The sequence below is a fragment of the Bradyrhizobium sp. GW821-FHT13H05 genome, from assembly GCF_058804065.1.
In genome coordinates this window covers 43,768-60,758 of sequence record NZ_JBXAPO010000002.1, presented here as the reverse complement: position 1 = coordinate 60,758, position 16,991 = coordinate 43,768, and the positions used below count along the sequence as shown (strand labels likewise).

Sequence of the window (16,991 nt, the reverse complement as noted above, 5' to 3'; positions counted from 1 at the left end):
GGTGATGTGCATCGGCCAGGTCGGCAATTTGCTGCCGCATGTGACGTTGTCCGCAAATCTGGCGCAGCATTTGATGCCGGCATGGGGCCTTTCGGCCGCCGAAGGCGGCTTGATGGCGAGCGGCTACGCGTTCGGCTACATGCTCGCGGTGCCCGTGCTGACGACGCTGACGGACCGGATCGATGCGCGGCTCGTTCTGCTCTGGGGCTCGATCGTCAGCGGGCTCGCCACCGCAGCGTTCGGCATCTTCGCGCAAGGGTTCTGGTCGGCGACCGCGATCTGGTCGCTTGCAGGGCTTGGTTTTGCCGGCGCCTACATGCCCGGCCTGAAGGCGCTGACGGATCGGCTTCCCGCCGGCGACACCTCGCGCGCTGTGACGCTGTACACGTCGAGCTTCTCGGTCGGTGTCGGCCTCTCGTTTCTGGTCGCGCAACTCATCGCCGACCGCTGGGGATGGCGGACGGCGTTCCTCGTCACCGGCTTCGGTCCCCTCGCAATGGTGGTCGCGTGCCTTCTGATGGAGGAGCAGCGGCCTGCGCCGAAGGCGGGGCGTCTGCTCAACTTTGCCCCCGTCTTCGCCAATCGCGAGGCGCTTGGATACATCTTCGGCTACGGCGCCCACTGCTTCGAGCTCTACGGCATCCGTACCTGGCTGGTCGGGTTCTGGACCTTTGTCGTCGTCCATCAAGGCGCACCTTCATGGCTGAGTCCCATCGTGCTGAGCTTCTGCTTCGCGGTGATCTCGATGCCCGCAAGCATCCTCGGCAACGAGGCGGCGCTGAAATTCGGCCGCCATCGTGCGATCACCATCGTGATGATTGCGTCCGCCTGCGTCGCGCTGGTCATCGGGCTCAACGCCACCGCCCCGGCATGGCTGCTCGCGCTGCTACTGCTCGTCTATGGCCTGACGGTGCCGGCCGATTCCGGCGCGTTGACCGCGGGCATGTCGGCCGCCGCCGAATCCGAACATCGCGGCGCGACCCTGGCCTTGCACTCGACCGTCGGCTTCGGCCTGTCAGCCCTTGGAGCCTGGGGAACCGGCGCCGCGCTCGACGCGGCTGGCGGCCCGCAGAGCCCGACCGGCTGGCTGCTGGCGTTCATCGTTCTCGCGGCGGGAATCGCACTGGGGCCGCTGGCGTTGCTGTGGGCGCGCGGGTCTGGGTCCCCCAGCATGGAAAGAGGCTAGCTCGTCGCGCCCCTCGGTCACGAACCCTTGACCAAGGTCAATGACTGTTTTTGGCTCCGGTCTATGGTACTGAAACAGTGTTCCAGCCCAAAGGCTAAGTCGATATTGATGCAGTTCGTCCGCACCATCCTGGCATTCGCCATCGCCATATCCTTGGCGGTGCTGCCGGTTGGTGCGTCCGCGGCGAACCTCGCAATGTCGTCGGATGACATGCAGACCATGCACATGAGCGGCGACGCCGACATGTCGATGGACGATTGTTGTCCCGACATGAAGGGAATGGGCTCCCATACCGGCGGCTACAAGTGCGGGATGGGCTTCTGCTGCGTCGGCGGGATCATCGCGCTCGGCGATGTCAGGCCCGTCGCTTTCGAATATCTCGCCGTAGCGGCGAGCAAGATGGCCATTCCCGCGGATCAGGTTGTCTCCTTCCGCGGCGCCAGTCCTCCCTTCCGACCTCCTCGAATCTGATCTCGCAAAGCCCGAGACGCGCGCGGCATGGCTGCGCGCGACGACGACAGACGTGCGCGCTTCCGTGCGCCACGGCGAAAGATCAATTCATGAGGACAGGACAATGCTTTCCAGATTCAGCACCGCGGCTCTCGCCGCCACCCTTTCGCTTGCCGCCTCCGCCGCGATGGCGGGGGCCGGCGACTACGCCTTCGAACCCGTTAATCCACAGCTGAAGAAGGGCGATGACGTCACGCTCGCCGTTCGCTTGACGAACAAGCAGACCGGCAAGCCGGTGCCGGACGCGGTCGTCTTCAAGACCCGCGTCGACATGGCCCCGGACGGGATGGCCGAGATGGAGTCGGCGGTCGCGCCGCTGCCCTCCAGGGAGCCGGGTGTATACGCCTTCAAAACCGACCTGCCGATGGCCGGCCGCTACCAGGTGACGTTGTCTGTGAAGGTGCAGGGCGAACCTGAGACCGTCACCGGCAAGGTGATCGTCACCGCGACCAAGTGAGCGTTCGGGCGCTGCCCGGCGGCGCCCGACATTCCCCTTTTTGATTCACACGGACGCGCGCTCGCGGGCGGGCGGATATGCAACATGAAAACGCTGCGTCTCCTGACGGCTCTTGCGCTGGGCGGCCTGGTTCTGGCCGGCTACTGGCATTCGAACCATGCGCGCTGGTTCGCTGATGCCGCAATAACATCGGCTGCGGCTGCCGCGGAGCGAACTCCGCTCTACTACCGCGATCCCAGCGGTGCGCCGCTTTGGTCTGCGGGCCCCAAGCACGACGATCGCGGGCGGGACTACCTGCCGGTCTACGACGACGATCAGGCGGTCCGGGCGGGAACGAAGCCGCAGCAGGCAGCTTCCCCGCAAAAGATCCTCTACTACCGCAACCCAATGGGCCTGCCCGACACTTCGCCAGTGCCGAAGAAGGATTCGATGGGGATGGACTATGTCCCCGTCTACGAAGGCGAGGACACCGACGACGGCACGGTGAAGCTCTCGCCCGGCAAGATCCAGCGCACGGGCGTGAAGTCCGAACCGGTCGGGCGCCGCGCGATCCGGGTCTCGGTCAAGGCGCCCGGCACGATCCAGCTCGATGAACGGCGCGTGTCGGTGATCGCGATGCGCGCCGAAAGCTTCGTTCAGAAGGTCGCCGATGTGACCACCGGCACGCGCGTCAAGGCCGGCCAGCCGCTGATGGAAATCTACAGTTCGGCGGTCGCTTCCGCGGCGGCGGAATATCTCGCGACGATCACCTCCAGGACGGTCGGCGGTGTCGAGATGTACGGCCGCGGCGCGCGACAGCGGCTTGTCAATCTCGACGTGCCCGAGCCTGTCATCGCGGAGATGGACAGGACGCACACCGCGCCCGTCACCATACGCTGGTCGGCGCCGCGCAACGGGGTCGTGCTCGAACGCAACGCGATCGAGGGGATGCGGGCCAATCCCGGCGACGTGCTGTTCCGGATCGCGGACACCTCAATCGTCTGGGCGCTGGCCGATGTGGCCGAGCGCGATCTCGGCAACATCGCGATCGGACAGGCCGTGGCCGTGCGCGCGCGCAGCTTTCCCGGCCGAACCTTCAGCGGGACAATCGCCGTCGTTTATCCGCAGGTGAACCGTGACAGCCGAACCGTTCGCATCAGGATCGAGCTTGCCAATCCGGACGCGGTGCTGCTGCCCGACATGTATGTCGATGCCGACATCGCCACGGCCGATGCCGCGCCCGTTCTGGCGATACAGGACAGCGCGGTGCTCGACACCGGCAGCCGGCAGGCTGTCCTTGTCGACAAGGGGGAAGGGCGCTTCGAACCGCGGGAGGTTGAGCTTGGCCGTCGCGGCGGCGGCTATGTCGAGGTCCGCCGTGGTTTGGCGGACGGCGAGGCGGTGGTGACCTCCGCCAACTTCCTGATCGATGCGGAAAGCAATTTGAAGGCGGCGTTGAAGGGTTTTGGTGAGGCGGCGTCCCGAGCCACCGACGCCGGCCCCGGCAATACAACGGGAGATCACAAATGATCGCTCGCATCATCACCTGGTCGGCGCGCAATCTGCTGCTCGTGCTGTTCGGTACCGGCTTCGCCGCCGCCGCCGGCCTCTATGCCCTGGTTCACCTCCCGCTGGACGCGATTCCGGATCTCTCGGACACGCAGGTCATCGTCTATACCGAGTATCCCGGCCAGGCGCCGCAGGTGATCGAGGATCAGGTCACCTATCCGCTGACGACGGCGATGCTCACCGTGCCGAAATCGAAGGTTGTCCGCGGCTTCTCGTTCTTCGGCGTCTCCTTCGTCTACGTGATCTTCGAGGACGGCACCGACATCTACTGGGCGCGGTCGCGCGTCATGGAATTCCTGAACGGCGCGTCGTCCAGGCTTCCCGCCGGCGTCACGCCGACCATCGGGCCCGACGCGACAGGCGTCGGCTGGGTCTACCAATACGCCGTCATATCAAGGGAATTGAACCTGGCGGACACCCGGACGCTCCAGGACTGGAATCTGAAATTTGCGCTGGCCAAGGCCGAAGGCGTCGCCGAGGTCGCCAGCATCGGCGGCTTCGTCAAGCAGTACAACGTGGTCCTCGACCCGCAGCGAATGCGCGACCGCGGCATCAGCATGCAAAAAATACGCGAGGCGATCCGCGCCAGCAATGCCGATGTCGGCGGCCGCACCGTCGAGCTCTCCGAGTTCGAATACGTCATCCGCGGCAAGGGCTACATCAAGAGCATCAACGATCTCGGCAACATCGTCCTGAAGACCAGCAACGGTACGCCGGTGTTGCTGCGGGATGTCGCCAGCGTCGAGCTCGGGCCAGACGAACGGCGGGGCATCGCCGAATTGAACGGCGAGGGCGAGGTCGCAAGCGGCATCGTGCTGCAGCGGTTCGGCGTCAACGCCCTCGACGTCATCGAAAGCGTCAAGAAACGCTTCAGGGAGATCGCGAGCAGCTTGCCGAAATCGGTCGAGATCGTGCCGGTCTACGACCGGTCGAACCTGATCTATGCGGCCATCGATACCCTCAAGCATACCCTGTTCGAGGAGAGCATCGTCGTCGGGCTGGTCTGCATCGTGTTCCTGCTGCACGTCCGCAGCGCGCTCGTCGCGATTTTGATGTTGCCGGTCGGTGTGCTGATGGCGTTCGGCGCCATGAAGCTGCTCGGGCTCGGCTCGAACATCATGAGCCTCGGCGGCATCGCAATTGCGATCGGCGCCATGGTGGACGCCGCCATCGTCATGATCGAGAACGCCCACAAGCACCTCGAGCGGGCGAGGCCTGATCAGTCACGCGTGCAGGTTCTGATCGACGCAGCATCCGAGGTCGGCCCCGCGCTCTTCTTCAGCCTGCTGATCATCACCGTGTCGTTCATGCCGATCTTCACGCTGGAATCGCAGGAAGGCCGGTTGTTCAGCCCGCTGGCGTTCACCAAAACCTTCTCCATGGCCGCTGCGGCCTTGCTGTCCGTGACGCTGGTGCCGGCGCTGATGGTGATCTTCGTTCGCGGCAGGATTGTTCCGGAGAGCAGGAACGTCATCAATCGCTTCCTGATCTGGGTCTACCGTCCCGTCATCAAGGGCGTTCTGCGCGCCAAGACGCTGGTGATCCTGGCCTCGCTCGTCGTGCTTGCGGTGACAATCTGGCCGGCGCGCCAGCTCGGCACCGAGTTCATGCCGGCGCTGAATGAGGGGACGCTGCTTTACATGCCGACGACGCTGCCCGGGATATCGGTCACCAAGGCCGCCGAACTGATGCAGATGCAGGATCGCATCATCAAATCGTTCCCGGAGGTCGCCTCGGTCTACGGCAAGGCGGGACGCGCCGCGACGGCGACCGATCCCGCACCAACGGAGATGTTTGAAACGATCGTCAACCTGAAGCCCAGGGAGCAATGGCGTTCCGGCGTGACCGTCGACAGTCTCATCGCCGAGATGGACAAGGCTCTGCAATTTCCGGGCGTCTCCAACGCCTGGACCATGCCGATCAAGGCGCGTATCGACATGCTCTCCACCGGAATCCGTACGCCGGTCGGCGTCAAGGTCATGGGCACCGATCTCGTCGAGATCGACCGGCTCGCAAAGCAGATCGAACGCGTCATCAAGACCGTGCCCGGCACGTCGTCGGCCTACGCCGAGCGCGGCATCGGCGGCTATTATCTCGATATCGTTCCGGACCGCGAGGCGCTCGCCCGTTACGGCATCCTGATCCAGGACGTTCAGGACACCATCGCGGCGGCGCTCGGCGGCCAGACGGTTACGACGACTGTGGAAGGCCGGCAGCGCTTCAGCGTGAACATGCGCTATCCGCGCGACCTTCGCGACAACCCCAAGGCCATTGCCAGCGACATCCTGGTGCCGATGCCTTCGGGCGGCGCCGTGCCGCTCGGCGAAGTGGCGAAGGTCGAAGCCGCGCGCGGGCCGACGTCGATCCGAACGGAGAACGGCCAGCTTGCGACCTACATCTACGTCGATATCCGGGACCGCGACATCGGAAGCTACGTCGCAGATGCGCAACGCGCCGTGACGGAGAGCATCCGATTTCCCGCCGGCACCTACGTCGTGTGGAGCGGCCAGTACGAATATCTGCAGCGTGCCGGCGCTCGCCTGAAGATCGTCGTGCCGGTGACGCTCGCGATCATCTTCCTGCTGCTGTACCTGAACTTCCGGGCGATGACCGAGACCCTGATCGTGATGCTGTCACTGCCGTTCGCGCTGGTCGGTGGCATCTGGATGATGTGGTGGCTCGGCTTCAATCTGTCCGTTGCCGTCGCGGTCGGGTTCATCGCTCTCGCCGGTGTCGCCGCCGAGACCGGCGTCGTGATGCTGATCTACCTCGACCACGCGCTGGCCGAGGTGAAGGCCAGGCGTCGTGCCGAGGGCAATGTCTTCACCCGGCGGGATCTCCACGATGCCATCATGGTGGGCGCGGTCGAGCGGGTGCGCCCCAAGATGATGACGGTGGTCGCCATCATGGCCGGTCTGCTGCCGATCATGTGGAGCACCGGGGCCGGATCGGAGATCATGCAGCGCATTGCCGTGCCCATGATCGGTGGCATGATTTCATCGACACTGCTGACGCTCATCGTGATCCCCGCGATTTTCGGCCTGGTGAAGGGCCGGGGGCTTCTGCCGGGTGAACGAGTGGTTCTCGACGATGAATATCCTGTGCGCGCGCCGCAGGCCGCCGAATAGCCGTCGCGGCCCAGCCGGCCGACCAGCGTTTGGTCGGCGTCCGCGGCCAGGGCTCTTGCGAGCGAGCGGCGCCCCGGCGCTCGCTCCGACCGGGGCTCGCCGGCATCTCTATCTGCGGGCCCCCCGAGTGAGCAGGAGGCGATGCTTCACCGTCCGCGCAATCGCCGCCGGTGCTTCTTCTGGGATCGCAAAACAGGAACTCGCGTTGATCTCACACAGGACGTAGGTGTCGGCACCAGCCGCGTCGCGCGGCCCGTACAGGAAGTCCGCGTCCCAGATCACCGGTAGCGAGCCCTCGTCGATGCCGAGCGTGTCCATCATCTGCGGCGTCCATGCGTCCTCCATCGACCTTCGGAGCGCCTGGAATTGCAGAGCATCAGGGCCGTGCATGATCCGCGGGCCGGGCTGCGCTTCGGGTGCATCAGGCCCTTCCGGCGGCGGCGGGATCAAGGCCTTGATCTTCTGCTGCCCGAAGCCAGCGACCTTGGCGCCGCTCATGTAGCAGCGGATCATGCCGTCGGGCAGGCGAGGTTGAAACGCCTGGTCGATGATGCAGCCGCCCCAGCCGAAATACGGCTCGCATCGCGCGATGAGCGCGTCGAGCTGCATGTCCTCCGGCACGCTGCCGCGCTGCGCATGGAGCACGCGAATCATGGTGTCCGTGTTCGGCAGCGCCTCCACCTTCCAGACGCCCTGGCCTCCGTTGCCGCGATTTTGCTTCAGCACGCGCGGGCCGCTCGCCTGAAGGCGCGACGGAAACTCGGCGCGGAAGCTCGCCGCCGTGTCATAGCGATGCGTATCCGCACCCCAGCCCAGATGACGGGTGCGGTAGAGTACCTCCTTGACGCCCATCTTCAGGATGACGTCCGGATGCGCGCTCACCCATGGCCCCCGCGCGGCGACCTCGCGCAGCAGCGGATCGAGCGCCTCGCGCGTCTTGCCCTGATGGATCGGATCGACCCAGACGAGCACGCCATCGGCCGCGAGCAGTTGATCGCGGACGTCGGCCGCAAAATTTTCGTCGTAGATCACCGGCCGGGCTTCGATGCCGAGAGCAGCGAGTGCCTCGAAGACGCGGACGAAGCGGCTGTTCTGCGCCGTCGCGACCGCCCGTGTGGTGGCGTCGCCGCGTGAGAGGATAGCGATCGTCTTTGGAGGAGAGGAGTGTCGTTCGGTGTTCATGCGCAAGCTCCACGAATGGCGTGCTGCGCAGAGCTTGGACCGAGGTCTCACGGGGAGTCTGCTTTGTCCCCACGTGGACGAGTTTACGTGAGATGGTTCGCAAGTTTCAAGATGGTCGTGCGGTTCCGATCGAACGTAGGCTTGATCATGGCAACGTGCGCTCCGGCATGAAAAAACCCGCGCCGGATTGCTCCGCGCGGGTGTTACGAACTTTCGATGATGCCACTATGCCAGTGTTTTGCCCGACGTGTCAAAGCCGAACAATGCGACGGGCAGGGGATGTCTCAGTTCGGCAAACGCCGGCTTGGCGTAAACTCAGAACAGCGGCCGTTGCCAGTGTTTCGGATCGAGCAATTGTGGGTTCGCGTGATTAACAAAGCCAATGACTTACTCGATGCCAGAAAACGGCTTGTTTGCGTTGTCGAACACGGCCCAAATGCTGCGAAATGACGTGAGCCCGTTGTCTTCGAGTGACCGCGATGAGGAAAGCGTATGATCGTTCGTCCGGCGAAGGTCGCTGATCTATTTGCAATCGAACGCATCGTATCGGATGCATACTGCGTGTACATCGAGAGGATCGGTAAACCTCCAGGACCCATGCTTGACGATTATTCGGCGCACATCCGGAACCATGCCGCCTGGGTGGCGGAAATTGGCGATGAGATCGTAGGGGTGCTGATCCTCATCGACGAAGCAGACCACCTTCTTCTGGACAACGTCGCCGTTGACCCAGGCCATCATGGTCGCGGTATCGGACGCGCGTTGCTGAATTTTGCCGAACAAGAGGCAGTCCGCCGCTTCTATCGCGAGATAACCTTATACACACACGAGAAGATGTCGGAAAATCTGGCCATGTATCCCGCGCTCGGCTGGGAAGAAACAGGGCGCCGCGAGCAGAACGGCTATCAGCGTGTGTTTTTCCGCAAGTCGCTTGGCGGCTGATACGTGCAGTTGTTTGCTGTCCGGTTTGACTGACCGGACCTCCGAACCGTCCGTGTAACGCACAGAGTGCAACGAGAGTGCTCCCTCCGCCGTCATTGCGAGCGCAGCGAAGCAATCCAGCGTCTCCCCCGGGGGATACTGGATTGCTTCGCTGCGCTCGCAATGACAAGGGAGAGACCTGAGCCCTGCAGCCGCACCAGCCCCAGCGCCTCGAAAGTGGCGCGGGCAGTCAGCTTCCTATCTTCGACTGAAGAGCTCAATCATTTCAACACCCCCGCTACTGTGCATGGGGTTGTTTTCGCAGTTTTGTCTTGCGCCTGCCGAAGCGCCCCGCGTCAGCGCCGTCCGCGCGGTGCCTCGGCCTTGGCCGGCTGCTCGGTCTGCGGTCCGCAGCTCGCGGCGGCAAGCGTCGCCTGCGCCTGCGGCATCAGGCCGGGCTCGGCGGCCAGCGCCTTCATCACGATCAGGCCGGTGGTGCTGGGGGAATCGATGATCAGCCGGTCGGCGGCGGTGATCTCTTCGTCCTCGGGCAGCTCGTTGTGCTGCGGCTCCGTCATCAGGTCGAGCTCGATCACCTTCTTGCCGGCGGAGCGGTCGTTGATCGCGTAATAGGCGATCTCGTTGCGGGTGTAGAACGACACCGAGGTGTAGGCCTGGCTGACGGGCACCGTGAGCTTGATCGGCCCGTTCGACAGGTCATAGCGGCAGATCGCCAGCGCAAAGGCCGGGTCCATGAACGGCATCGGTGAGGTCTGCGGATCGGCCAGCGGAAGCTGCGTCACGCCGTTGAGCTTGGTCATCGGTGTCAGCCGCGAATAGGCGTCCTGGGTCGCGATCCGCGGCAGCGCCAGCACGCTGACGAGATGGACCACGAGGCCCAGCACCACGCCGGCAACGATGGTGAACAGCAGGCGGATCATGAGCAGCCCACCGTCTTGATCACAGGCATCGGCGCATCGCGCTGGGTGCGGGTGGCAACGCCGACGGGGGTGTCGTAGAGGCGCAGCATCAGGGCGTAGCGCTCGATGCCGCCGGTCGGCAGCCAGTTGCCGGCGCGCGAGCGCGAGGCGATGCGGATCTCGAACGAGCCATCGGACTGCCGCACGATCTCCTGGCTGGTGAAGCCGTAGCGCTGCAGCGAGTTGGCGACGAGATGGCCCTTGCGGTCGTACAGCGTCAGCGTCCAGAACCGCGCCGGCGGCGTCACGCCGGTGACGATGACGTCGCAGCGGCCGTCGAGCGCCTTCTTCTTGTCGTCGGCGGTCGCGGTGAAGGCGACGCCGTCACCGGTGCCGATCGGCAGCTCGCCGTTGCGCACGATGGTGGCGCGCGAATAGGGATCGACGTCGGCGGTGCCGGTACGCGGGCGCGCGGTCCAGGGGCCGATGGTGAGTGCGCCGATCTCGGTGCCGCGCGTCGTCGTCATCCAGGTCGCGCCGACGCCGACCACGCTCGCGAGCAGAAGGGCCGTCAATGTGATCAGGATCAGCCGCACTTGTTTCGATCAGTTCTTGCGCGGGGCGGATACGTTCGCATTCTCTTCCGCGTAGTTCTGCGGGAAGGCGAGCGCGCTTGTCGATGAGGCCGGCTTGGCGGCCTTGCCGTCGTCGGCAGCCGCCTTGGTCGCGATCCTGGCGGCGTCATCCAGCAGCTTCTCGACGCGCACCAGGATGTCGGCGCCGCGCTTGGTCAGCACGGGCGGCGGACCGGGCTTGGTCTCCAGCACCTTTGGCGCGGCATTGGCTTGCGCGTTGGCAACGCGTTCCGGCGGCAGCTTCTGGCCCATGCCGATGCCGGGGATCTCCCGGACCTCGACGCCCTGATGGGCGGCAACCATGATGTCGTGCCAGGTCTGCGCCGGCAGCGAGCCGCCGGTCATGCGGTTGGTCGGCGAGTAATCGTCATTGCCGTACCAGACCGCGCAGGTGAAATTGCCGGTGTAGCCGACGAACCAGGCGTCGCGATACGCATTGGTCGTGCCGGTCTTGCCGGCGGTGGGAATGCCGTCGAGCGCGGCGCGCCGTGCGGTGCCTTCGCTGACGACGTGGCTCATCATGCCCGCCATGTCGGAGGCAACGGAAGCGGGGATCGCCTGCTTCGGCTTCGGACCGTCGCGGTCCCAGCGCCAGACCAGGTCACCCGCGCCGGTGCGCACCTCCAGCACCGAATGCGGCGTCACCGACTTGCCGCGGTTCGGGAAGGTCGCATAGGCGACGGCGTGCTCGAGCACGGTGACTTCGTCCGAGCCGATCGGCAGCGACGGCGTGTCGGGCAGCGGCGCCTTGAGGCCGAAGCGGCGCGCGACCTCGACGATCTTGGCGCGGCCGACCTTGGCCGGGTTCTGCGCCTTGGGCTCGTTCTTCTGGCCGATCGCGATCGACAGCTTGACCGGCACGACGTTGATCGAGCGCGTGATCGCCTGCGTCAGCGTCACCGCGCCGGAATAGGAATGGCCATAGTTCTGCGGGCACCAATTGCCGATGCAGACCGGGCCGTCGACCACGATCGAGTTCGGCGTGAAGCCGTTCAGCAGCGCGGTGGTGTAGACGTACGGCTTGAACGAGGAGCCGGGCTGGCGATAGGCGTCGACGGCGCGGTTGAACTGGCTGGCGCCGTAGTCGCGGCCGCCGACCATGGCGCGGATGCCGCCGTCGAGATCGGACACCACGGTCGCCGCCTGCGTCGCGTGATAGTCGCGGCCGAACTGGCGCAGCTGGTTCTCGATCGCGTCTTCCGCGGCCTTCTGCACGTTGGTGTCGATCGCGAGGCGCACCACGAAGACGCGCTCGGTGTAGGATTTCGGGAAGGTGTCGACCAGCTTGCGCATCTCGTCGAAGGCATAGTCGAGATAGTAGTTCGGCGACGCCTCGTCGCGGCGGTCGACGGCGAAGGCCGGATTGCGGCGGGCACCGAACACCTGGCCCTCGGTCATGAAGCCGGCATCGACGAGGTTGTCGAGCACGACGTTGGCGCGGGCGCGCGCAGCGGGCAGGTTGATGTGCGGCGCGTATTTGGTCGGCGCCTTGAACAGGCCGGAGAGCATCGCGGCTTCCGCAAGCGTCACGTCGCGCGCGGATTTGTTGAAGTAGAAATGCGCAGCGCCGTCGACGCCGAAGGTGCCGCCGCCCATATAGGCGCGGTCGAGATACAGCTTGAGGATCTCGTTCTTGGTCAGGCGCCATTCCAGCCAGACCGCGAGGAAGGCCTCGTTGACCTTGCGCTCGATGGTGCGCTCGTTGCTCAGGAACAGGTTTTTCGCGAGCTGCTGCGTGATCGAGGAGCCGCCCTGGCGGACGCCGCCGGCCTGGGCGTTGGTGACGAGCGCGCGCGCGGTGCCGGCGATGTCGATGCCGAAATGCTCGTAGAAGCGGCGGTCTTCGGTCGCCAGCGTCGCCTTGATCAGGACATCAGGAAAATCTTCCAGCGGGATCGAGTCGTTGTGCTTGATGCCGCGGCTGCCGATCGGGTTGCCGTAGCGGTCGAGGAAGGTCACCGCGAGGTCGGACTTCTTCAGCCAGTCCTCGTCCGCGGTCTCGCGGAAGGCGGGGATGGCGAGCGTGAGCATCAGCACCAGGCCGCCGAGGCCGAGCGTTGCGGCCTCCGACAGCGGTTCGATGAACACCCAGCGCTTCCACCGCCCGACATAGAAGCGGTCCATGAAGGTCGAGTAGCGCTCGTAGAGCTCGCGGATGCCCTTGGCCGAGGAGAACAGCGAGGAGTCGATGCGCGCGTCGAGGTCCAGAAAGAAATTCCGGACGCGGCTCTTCCAGTTGGATGGTGTGTTCTGGACCACCTAGAACCCTTGCGGCTCGCTTCGACAGCGTTCAAGCACCCGGCCGGGGCGGCATCGAGACGTCTTGCGGGAGTGTTGCGGCAAACCCAAGGCGCCCGGTTCGCGTCCGAGGGGACTTGCTGTTCCTTCTAGCCGAGCGGGGGCTATAAACCAATGGTCAGGCTCGCGATTTTGAACAACAGGACTAATTGAACCCCGGTTCATTACGGGCCACACGGGGGCGTTGCTTGCAGGGTCCCGGCCGTACGCCCTAGATGGGTTAGCCGTAGCTCTTTCGAACCTTTGTTGAGGCGCATGACCGCAGCTCCCAAACGACCTTCAGGCCAGGAGGGATTCTTCTGGAAAACCAAGACGTTGGAAGAGCTGTCGACGGCCGAATGGGAAAGCCTGTGCGACGGCTGCGGGCGCTGCTGCCTGAACAAGCTCGAGGACGAGGATACCGGCCAGATCTATTTCACCCATGTCGGCTGCAAGCTGCTCGACGGGGCCACCTGCGGCTGCAAGGACTACCCGAATCGCTCCGCCAAGGTTCCGGACTGCGTCCGCCTGACCCCGGCCAATGTCCGCACCCTGAACTGGCTGCCGCCGAGCTGCGGCTACAAGCTCGTTGCCGAGGGCCGCGACCTCTATTGGTGGCATCCGCTGGTGTCGGGCGATCCCAACACCGTTCATGAAGCCGGCGTCTCCGTGCGCGGCCGGGTCGAGGGCAGCGAGGTGGAGATTCCGGACGACGAGCTCGAGAACCACATCGTGCAATGGCCGGCGCAGCTGCCGAAACGGGCACGCCTGAAGCGACGTCCGAAGGACTGATCCGCCTGCGACGTCGGATCACGTCATCGCGATGACCCGGGGGTGGGATGCACCCATGCGCCGCGGTGCCTGCCCGGGAAGAACTTTGCTGTCTACATTAGGCTGCATAGAACGAATCCTTCGCGGCGTTGCGCCGCCTCACGGCTTCCGATCGAGATGAACAAGTTCGACCGGCAGAGCAGTTCTGCCGACATTCAGGCATTGCCTGACGATATCGCCGAAGAGCTGTCCCGCCTTCCCAGCGAGGTCATCAGCGTCGATGACGCTCCGTCGATAGCGCCGCCGGTGCCGCTGTCCCAAGACGAGGTCCGGACCATCGTGATCAGCCTGATGCTGACGATGTTCCTGGCGGCCCTCGACCAGACCATCGTGGCGACCGCGCTGCCGACCATCGGGCGCCAGTTCCAGGACGTCTCGAACCTGTCCTGGGTGATCACGGCCTATCTGCTCGCCTCGACCGCGGTTGCACCGGTGTTCGGCACGCTGAGCGATATCTACGGCCGCCGCGTCATGATCATCATCTCGCTCAGCCTGTTCGTGACCGGCTCCGTGCTGTGCGCGATCGCGCCGAGCATGCCGATGCTGATTCTCGCGCGTGGCCTCCAGGGCCTCGGCGGCGGCGGCATCATGCCTGTGGTGCAGACGGTGATCTCCGACGTCGTGAGCCCGCGTGAGCGCGGCCAGTACCAGGCCTATTTCTCCAGCGTCTGGATGGTCGGCGGCATTCTGGGCCCCGTCATCGGCGGCGTCTTCGCCGAGCATCTGCATTGGTCGATGATCTTCTGGATCAACCTTCCGCTCACGGCTGCGGCGCTCGCGCTGCTGCTGCCGAAGATGAAGAAGATCCCGGTGTTTCACCGCAAGCGCAAGGTCGACTGGCTCGGCGGCGTCCTGCTGATGGCCTCCGCCGTTGTCTTCATGCTGGTGCTGACCTGGGGCGGCACGCGCTATCCCTGGCTGTCGCCGACCGTGCTTGCGATGGTGGGCGGTGCCGTCGCGCTCGCGGTCACCTTCGTCTGGCACGCGCGCCGCGCCGAGGAGCCGTTCCTGCCGTTGAAGCTGCTGACGGGATCGGTCGCGCCGTTCGCGCTGACGGCCGGCGGCTGCGGCCTCGGTGCGATCACGGGCCTCACCGTGCAGCTACCGCTCTATTACGAGTCGGTCTACCACCTCAGCGCCAGCGAGGCCGGCCTTGCGCTGATCCCGCTCGCGGCGGTCTCGACCTGCGGCGCGGCGATCGCCGGCCGCACCATGGCGCGCGCCAAGCACTACAAGCGCGTCGCCATCGTCGGCACGTCCTGGGCCGCGATCTGCGCGCTCGGCCTCACGGTCACCACCTTGCCGCTCTGGGGGCTGCTGACGCTGATGGCGGCGTTCGCGCTCGGACTCGGCACGACTTTCCCGGTCTGCGTGGTCTCGCTGCAGAATTCGGTCGCCCGTCCGCAAGTCGGCACCATCACCGGCGCGATGAATTTCTTCCGCTCGCTGATGTCATCGTTCACGGTCGCAGCCTTCGCCGCCATTTTGCTGATCGCGCTCGGCACCGACATTCCGCTCGCCGGCGAGCATCACGCCGCAGGCAGCATTCCTGCGATCCCCGCCGACGACATGCGGCACGCGTTCCGCTACGTCTTCGGCGCCGCTACCGCGCTGATGACCACCGCCTCGCTCTGCCTGATGATGATGGAGGAGCGGCCGCTGGCCGGCCCGACCATCACGCAGCAGGTGGAGATGGCGGAGTAGGGGTCAGCCGCCACGCTCGGGATCGTCGTCGGCGTTGCCTGCACCGGTCTTCCGCGCTTTCGCCGCGAGCTGTTCCCTGAGCTTCGCAAGTGCTTCAGCGGACCAATCACGGACATCCGTCACCGCGACCCAGCCATCGACATAATGCTCGGGCGCGTAGACATGGCCAAAACCCATCGGCGTATTGGTCGCGACCGCCATGTCGAGGGCGAGCTGCAGCATCGTGACGATGGGATACCATCGCAGCTCGGGTGACACGTCCGGTCCGCGCGGCGCGCTCATCCAGGCCGGGGCCCGATAGGCGTCGCGGTAGGCAAAGAACGTGATCGCGTCGCTGGCATACTGCAGATAGACGATTCGCATCGGACCCCAGGGCGTATCCGGCGGCACCGACGGTCCGTTCTGGTTCATGAAGCGCACGAAGCGGCTGTCGCGGAATTCCGGCAACCAGGCCGGCGAGCCCGGATTGCGGTTTGCGGTGATCGAGCGCCAGAGGCGGCTTTCGAACGGCGCCCCGCTCCACAGCGCACCCGCAATGGGATCGCCGATCGTCTCGAACAGTTCTGCGGATTTCTCCGAATTCATGGCGCCGAGGCTGAGCCCGTGCAGGTACAGCTTCGGCCGCTTGTCCTTCGGCAGGCTCGTCCAATAGCCGTAGATTTCCGTGAACAGCGCCCGCGAGGCCTCTGCTCCGTACTCCGGCTGAAACAGCAGCGACAGCGGGCTGTTGAGGTAGGAATATTGCATCGCGACGCTGGCGACGTCGCCGTGATGGAGAACTTCCACCGTGTCCATCGCGGCCGGATCGATCCAGCCGGTGCCGGTCGGCGTGATCACGATCAGAATCTTTCGCTCGAAACCGTGCTGGCGCTTGAGCTCATCGAGCGCGAGCCGGGCGCGCGCCTGCGCGGTGTCGCGGCCGCCGAGCCCCACATAGACGCGCACGGGATCCTGCGCGGGCCGTCCCGTGACGGCGCTGATCTCGGCTGCGGTCGGGCCTGAGGCAATGAACCGGCGCCCCATGCGCCCGAGCTCCTGCCACTTCACCAGCGACGCAGAACCTCCTGTTTGATCGGCGGCGGCCGGTTGCGGCCGCTCGGGCTCTTGCAAGGCGTCGAGCTCGCGGAAGGAGGAGTCGAGCGCGTTGAACGCGGTGCGGATCAGGACATTGCTGGCGATCGACCAGAACAGCAGGGCTGCGATCAGCACGCCGATGACGTTGGCGACCTTCCGCGGAATGACGCGCCGCGTGTGCGCGGCGAGGACGCGCGCCACAAGCGCGAACAGCCGCCCCAGCACCAGCAGCACCACGAACGTGACAAGGGCGATGACGCAGACCTTGAGCGGATGTGCGGTCTCGACCGCCGCCATTTTCATGACAGCGCGGATCGAGTTCTGCCATTCGGCGCTGCGCCAGAGGAAGACGATGACGACGAGCAGGCAACCGATCGCGGCAAGCGTGTTGGCAATCGATCGCGCCCGCGCCGAAGGCTCGGGCAATTCGAGATAGTGCCACAGCCGCCGCCACAGCACGCCGGCGAAATAGCCGATCGCAAAGCAGCCGCCGGCGAGGGCCCCTTGCGTGAGATAGCTGCGCGGAATCAGCGTCGGCGTCAGCGCGGCCGCGAAGAACAGTGCGCCCAGCATGAGGCCGACCCCTGACAGCGAGAGGAGTTGTCGCCGAACGAACCA

At 65.3% G+C, this 16,991-nt stretch carries 13 protein-coding genes; 8 read left to right on the top strand and 5 right to left on the bottom strand.

Features of this window, described 5'->3' with window-relative positions:
• Nucleotides 1-4 precede the first annotated feature (4 nt).
• From AC1RR3_RS04845 to AC1RR3_RS04825, 5 genes are all read left to right on the top strand, one after another.
• Nucleotides 5-1,186 carry an MFS transporter gene (locus AC1RR3_RS04845; protein ID WP_492821399.1) on the top strand — a complete coding sequence of 394 codons (1,182 nt, stop codon included), beginning with the start codon at nt 5-7 and terminating at the stop codon, nt 1,184-1,186.
• Between the two features lie 108 nt (nt 1,187-1,294).
• On the top strand, nt 1,295-1,657 hold the full coding sequence (locus AC1RR3_RS04840; RefSeq protein WP_492821397.1) for a hypothetical protein: 363 nt from the start codon (nt 1,295-1,297) through the stop codon (nt 1,655-1,657).
• Between the two features lie 103 nt (nt 1,658-1,760).
• Nucleotides 1,761-2,153, top strand: a complete 393-nt coding sequence (locus tag AC1RR3_RS04835; protein ID WP_492819914.1) for a FixH family protein — start codon at nt 1,761-1,763, stop codon at nt 2,151-2,153.
• An 84-nt stretch (nt 2,154-2,237) separates the two neighbouring features.
• The gene (locus tag AC1RR3_RS04830) at nt 2,238-3,662 is read left to right on the top strand and encodes an efflux RND transporter periplasmic adaptor subunit (RefSeq protein ID WP_492819912.1); all 1,425 of its coding nucleotides are present in this window, start codon (nt 2,238-2,240) and stop codon (nt 3,660-3,662) included.
• Complete coding sequence (locus AC1RR3_RS04825) at nt 3,659-6,829, top strand: efflux RND transporter permease subunit (RefSeq protein WP_492819910.1); 3,171 nt, start codon at nt 3,659-3,661, stop codon at nt 6,827-6,829. The genes AC1RR3_RS04830 and AC1RR3_RS04825 overlap by 4 nt, the downstream gene beginning before the upstream one ends.
• A 108-nt stretch (nt 6,830-6,937) precedes the next feature.
• On the opposite strand, the gene AC1RR3_RS04820 is transcribed toward AC1RR3_RS04825, so the two are convergent.
• A complete protein-coding gene (locus AC1RR3_RS04820) occupies nt 6,938-8,011 on the bottom strand; it encodes a Cj0069 family protein (protein WP_492819908.1) in 1,074 nt (357 codons plus the stop codon).
• Between the two features lie 492 nt (nt 8,012-8,503).
• On the opposite strand from AC1RR3_RS04820, the gene AC1RR3_RS04815 reads away from it, so the two are divergent.
• Nucleotides 8,504-8,953: a GNAT family N-acetyltransferase gene (locus AC1RR3_RS04815; protein WP_492819906.1), complete on the top strand. Its 450-nt coding sequence runs from the start codon at nt 8,504-8,506 to the stop codon at nt 8,951-8,953.
• A 335-nt stretch (nt 8,954-9,288) separates the two neighbouring features.
• Here AC1RR3_RS04815 and AC1RR3_RS04810 read toward each other — a convergent pair whose 3' ends face one another.
• Genes AC1RR3_RS04810 through AC1RR3_RS04800 form a run of 3 tightly spaced genes read right to left on the bottom strand, consistent with a single transcriptional unit; the run spans nt 9,289 to nt 12,746 of the window.
• Nucleotides 9,289-9,873 (bottom strand): DUF1254 domain-containing protein, encoded by a 585-nt coding sequence (locus AC1RR3_RS04810; RefSeq protein WP_492819904.1) that lies wholly within the window; start codon nt 9,871-9,873, stop codon nt 9,289-9,291.
• Nucleotides 9,870-10,448 (bottom strand): DUF1214 domain-containing protein, encoded by a 579-nt coding sequence (locus tag AC1RR3_RS04805; protein WP_492819902.1) that lies wholly within the window; start codon nt 10,446-10,448, stop codon nt 9,870-9,872. The genes AC1RR3_RS04810 and AC1RR3_RS04805 overlap by 4 nt, the downstream gene beginning before the upstream one ends.
• A 9-nt stretch (nt 10,449-10,457) precedes the next feature.
• Nucleotides 10,458-12,746, bottom strand: a complete 2,289-nt coding sequence (locus AC1RR3_RS04800) for a transglycosylase domain-containing protein (RefSeq protein WP_492819900.1) — start codon at nt 12,744-12,746, stop codon at nt 10,458-10,460.
• Between the two features lie 294 nt (nt 12,747-13,040).
• On the opposite strand from AC1RR3_RS04800, the gene AC1RR3_RS04795 reads away from it, so the two are divergent.
• Together AC1RR3_RS04795 and AC1RR3_RS04790 are read left to right on the top strand one after the other, a co-directional pair.
• Nucleotides 13,041-13,556, top strand: a complete 516-nt coding sequence (locus AC1RR3_RS04795; protein WP_492819898.1) for a YcgN family cysteine cluster protein — start codon at nt 13,041-13,043, stop codon at nt 13,554-13,556.
• A gap of 156 nt (nt 13,557-13,712) precedes the next feature.
• Entirely contained in the window at nt 13,713-15,299 is a 1,587-nt protein-coding gene (locus tag AC1RR3_RS04790; RefSeq protein ID WP_492819896.1) for an MDR family MFS transporter, read from the top strand.
• A gap of 3 nt (nt 15,300-15,302) precedes the next feature.
• On the opposite strand, the gene AC1RR3_RS04785 is transcribed toward AC1RR3_RS04790, so the two are convergent.
• Nucleotides 15,303-16,946, bottom strand: a complete 1,644-nt coding sequence (locus AC1RR3_RS04785; protein ID WP_492819894.1) for an alpha/beta hydrolase — start codon at nt 16,944-16,946, stop codon at nt 15,303-15,305.
• Nucleotides 16,947-16,991: the final 45 nt, after the last annotated feature.

Bases quoted from the DNA above. Each gene is read 5' to 3' on its own strand.
- AC1RR3_RS04795 (WP_492819898.1), top strand. From the start codon at position 13,041: ATGACCGCAGCTCCCAAACGACCTTCAGGCCAGGAGGGATTCTTCTGG.
- AC1RR3_RS04785 (WP_492819894.1), bottom strand. From the start codon at position 16,946: ATGCTGGGCGCACTGTTCTTCGCGGCCGCGCTGACGCCGACGCTGATT.
- AC1RR3_RS04790 (WP_492819896.1), top strand. From the start codon at position 13,713: ATGAACAAGTTCGACCGGCAGAGCAGTTCTGCCGACATTCAGGCATTG.
- AC1RR3_RS04835 (WP_492819914.1), top strand. From the start codon at position 1,761: ATGCTTTCCAGATTCAGCACCGCGGCTCTCGCCGCCACCCTTTCGCTT.
- AC1RR3_RS04845 (WP_492821399.1), top strand. From the start codon at position 5: ATGTGCATCGGCCAGGTCGGCAATTTGCTGCCGCATGTGACGTTGTCC.
- AC1RR3_RS04840 (WP_492821397.1), top strand. From the start codon at position 1,295: ATGCAGTTCGTCCGCACCATCCTGGCATTCGCCATCGCCATATCCTTG.
- AC1RR3_RS04815 (WP_492819906.1), top strand. From the start codon at position 8,504: ATGATCGTTCGTCCGGCGAAGGTCGCTGATCTATTTGCAATCGAACGC.
- AC1RR3_RS04820 (WP_492819908.1), bottom strand. From the start codon at position 8,011: ATGAACACCGAACGACACTCCTCTCCTCCAAAGACGATCGCTATCCTC.
- AC1RR3_RS04825 (WP_492819910.1), top strand. From the start codon at position 3,659: ATGATCGCTCGCATCATCACCTGGTCGGCGCGCAATCTGCTGCTCGTG.
- AC1RR3_RS04830 (WP_492819912.1), top strand. From the start codon at position 2,238: ATGAAAACGCTGCGTCTCCTGACGGCTCTTGCGCTGGGCGGCCTGGTT.
- AC1RR3_RS04810 (WP_492819904.1), bottom strand. From the start codon at position 9,873: ATGATCCGCCTGCTGTTCACCATCGTTGCCGGCGTGGTGCTGGGCCTC.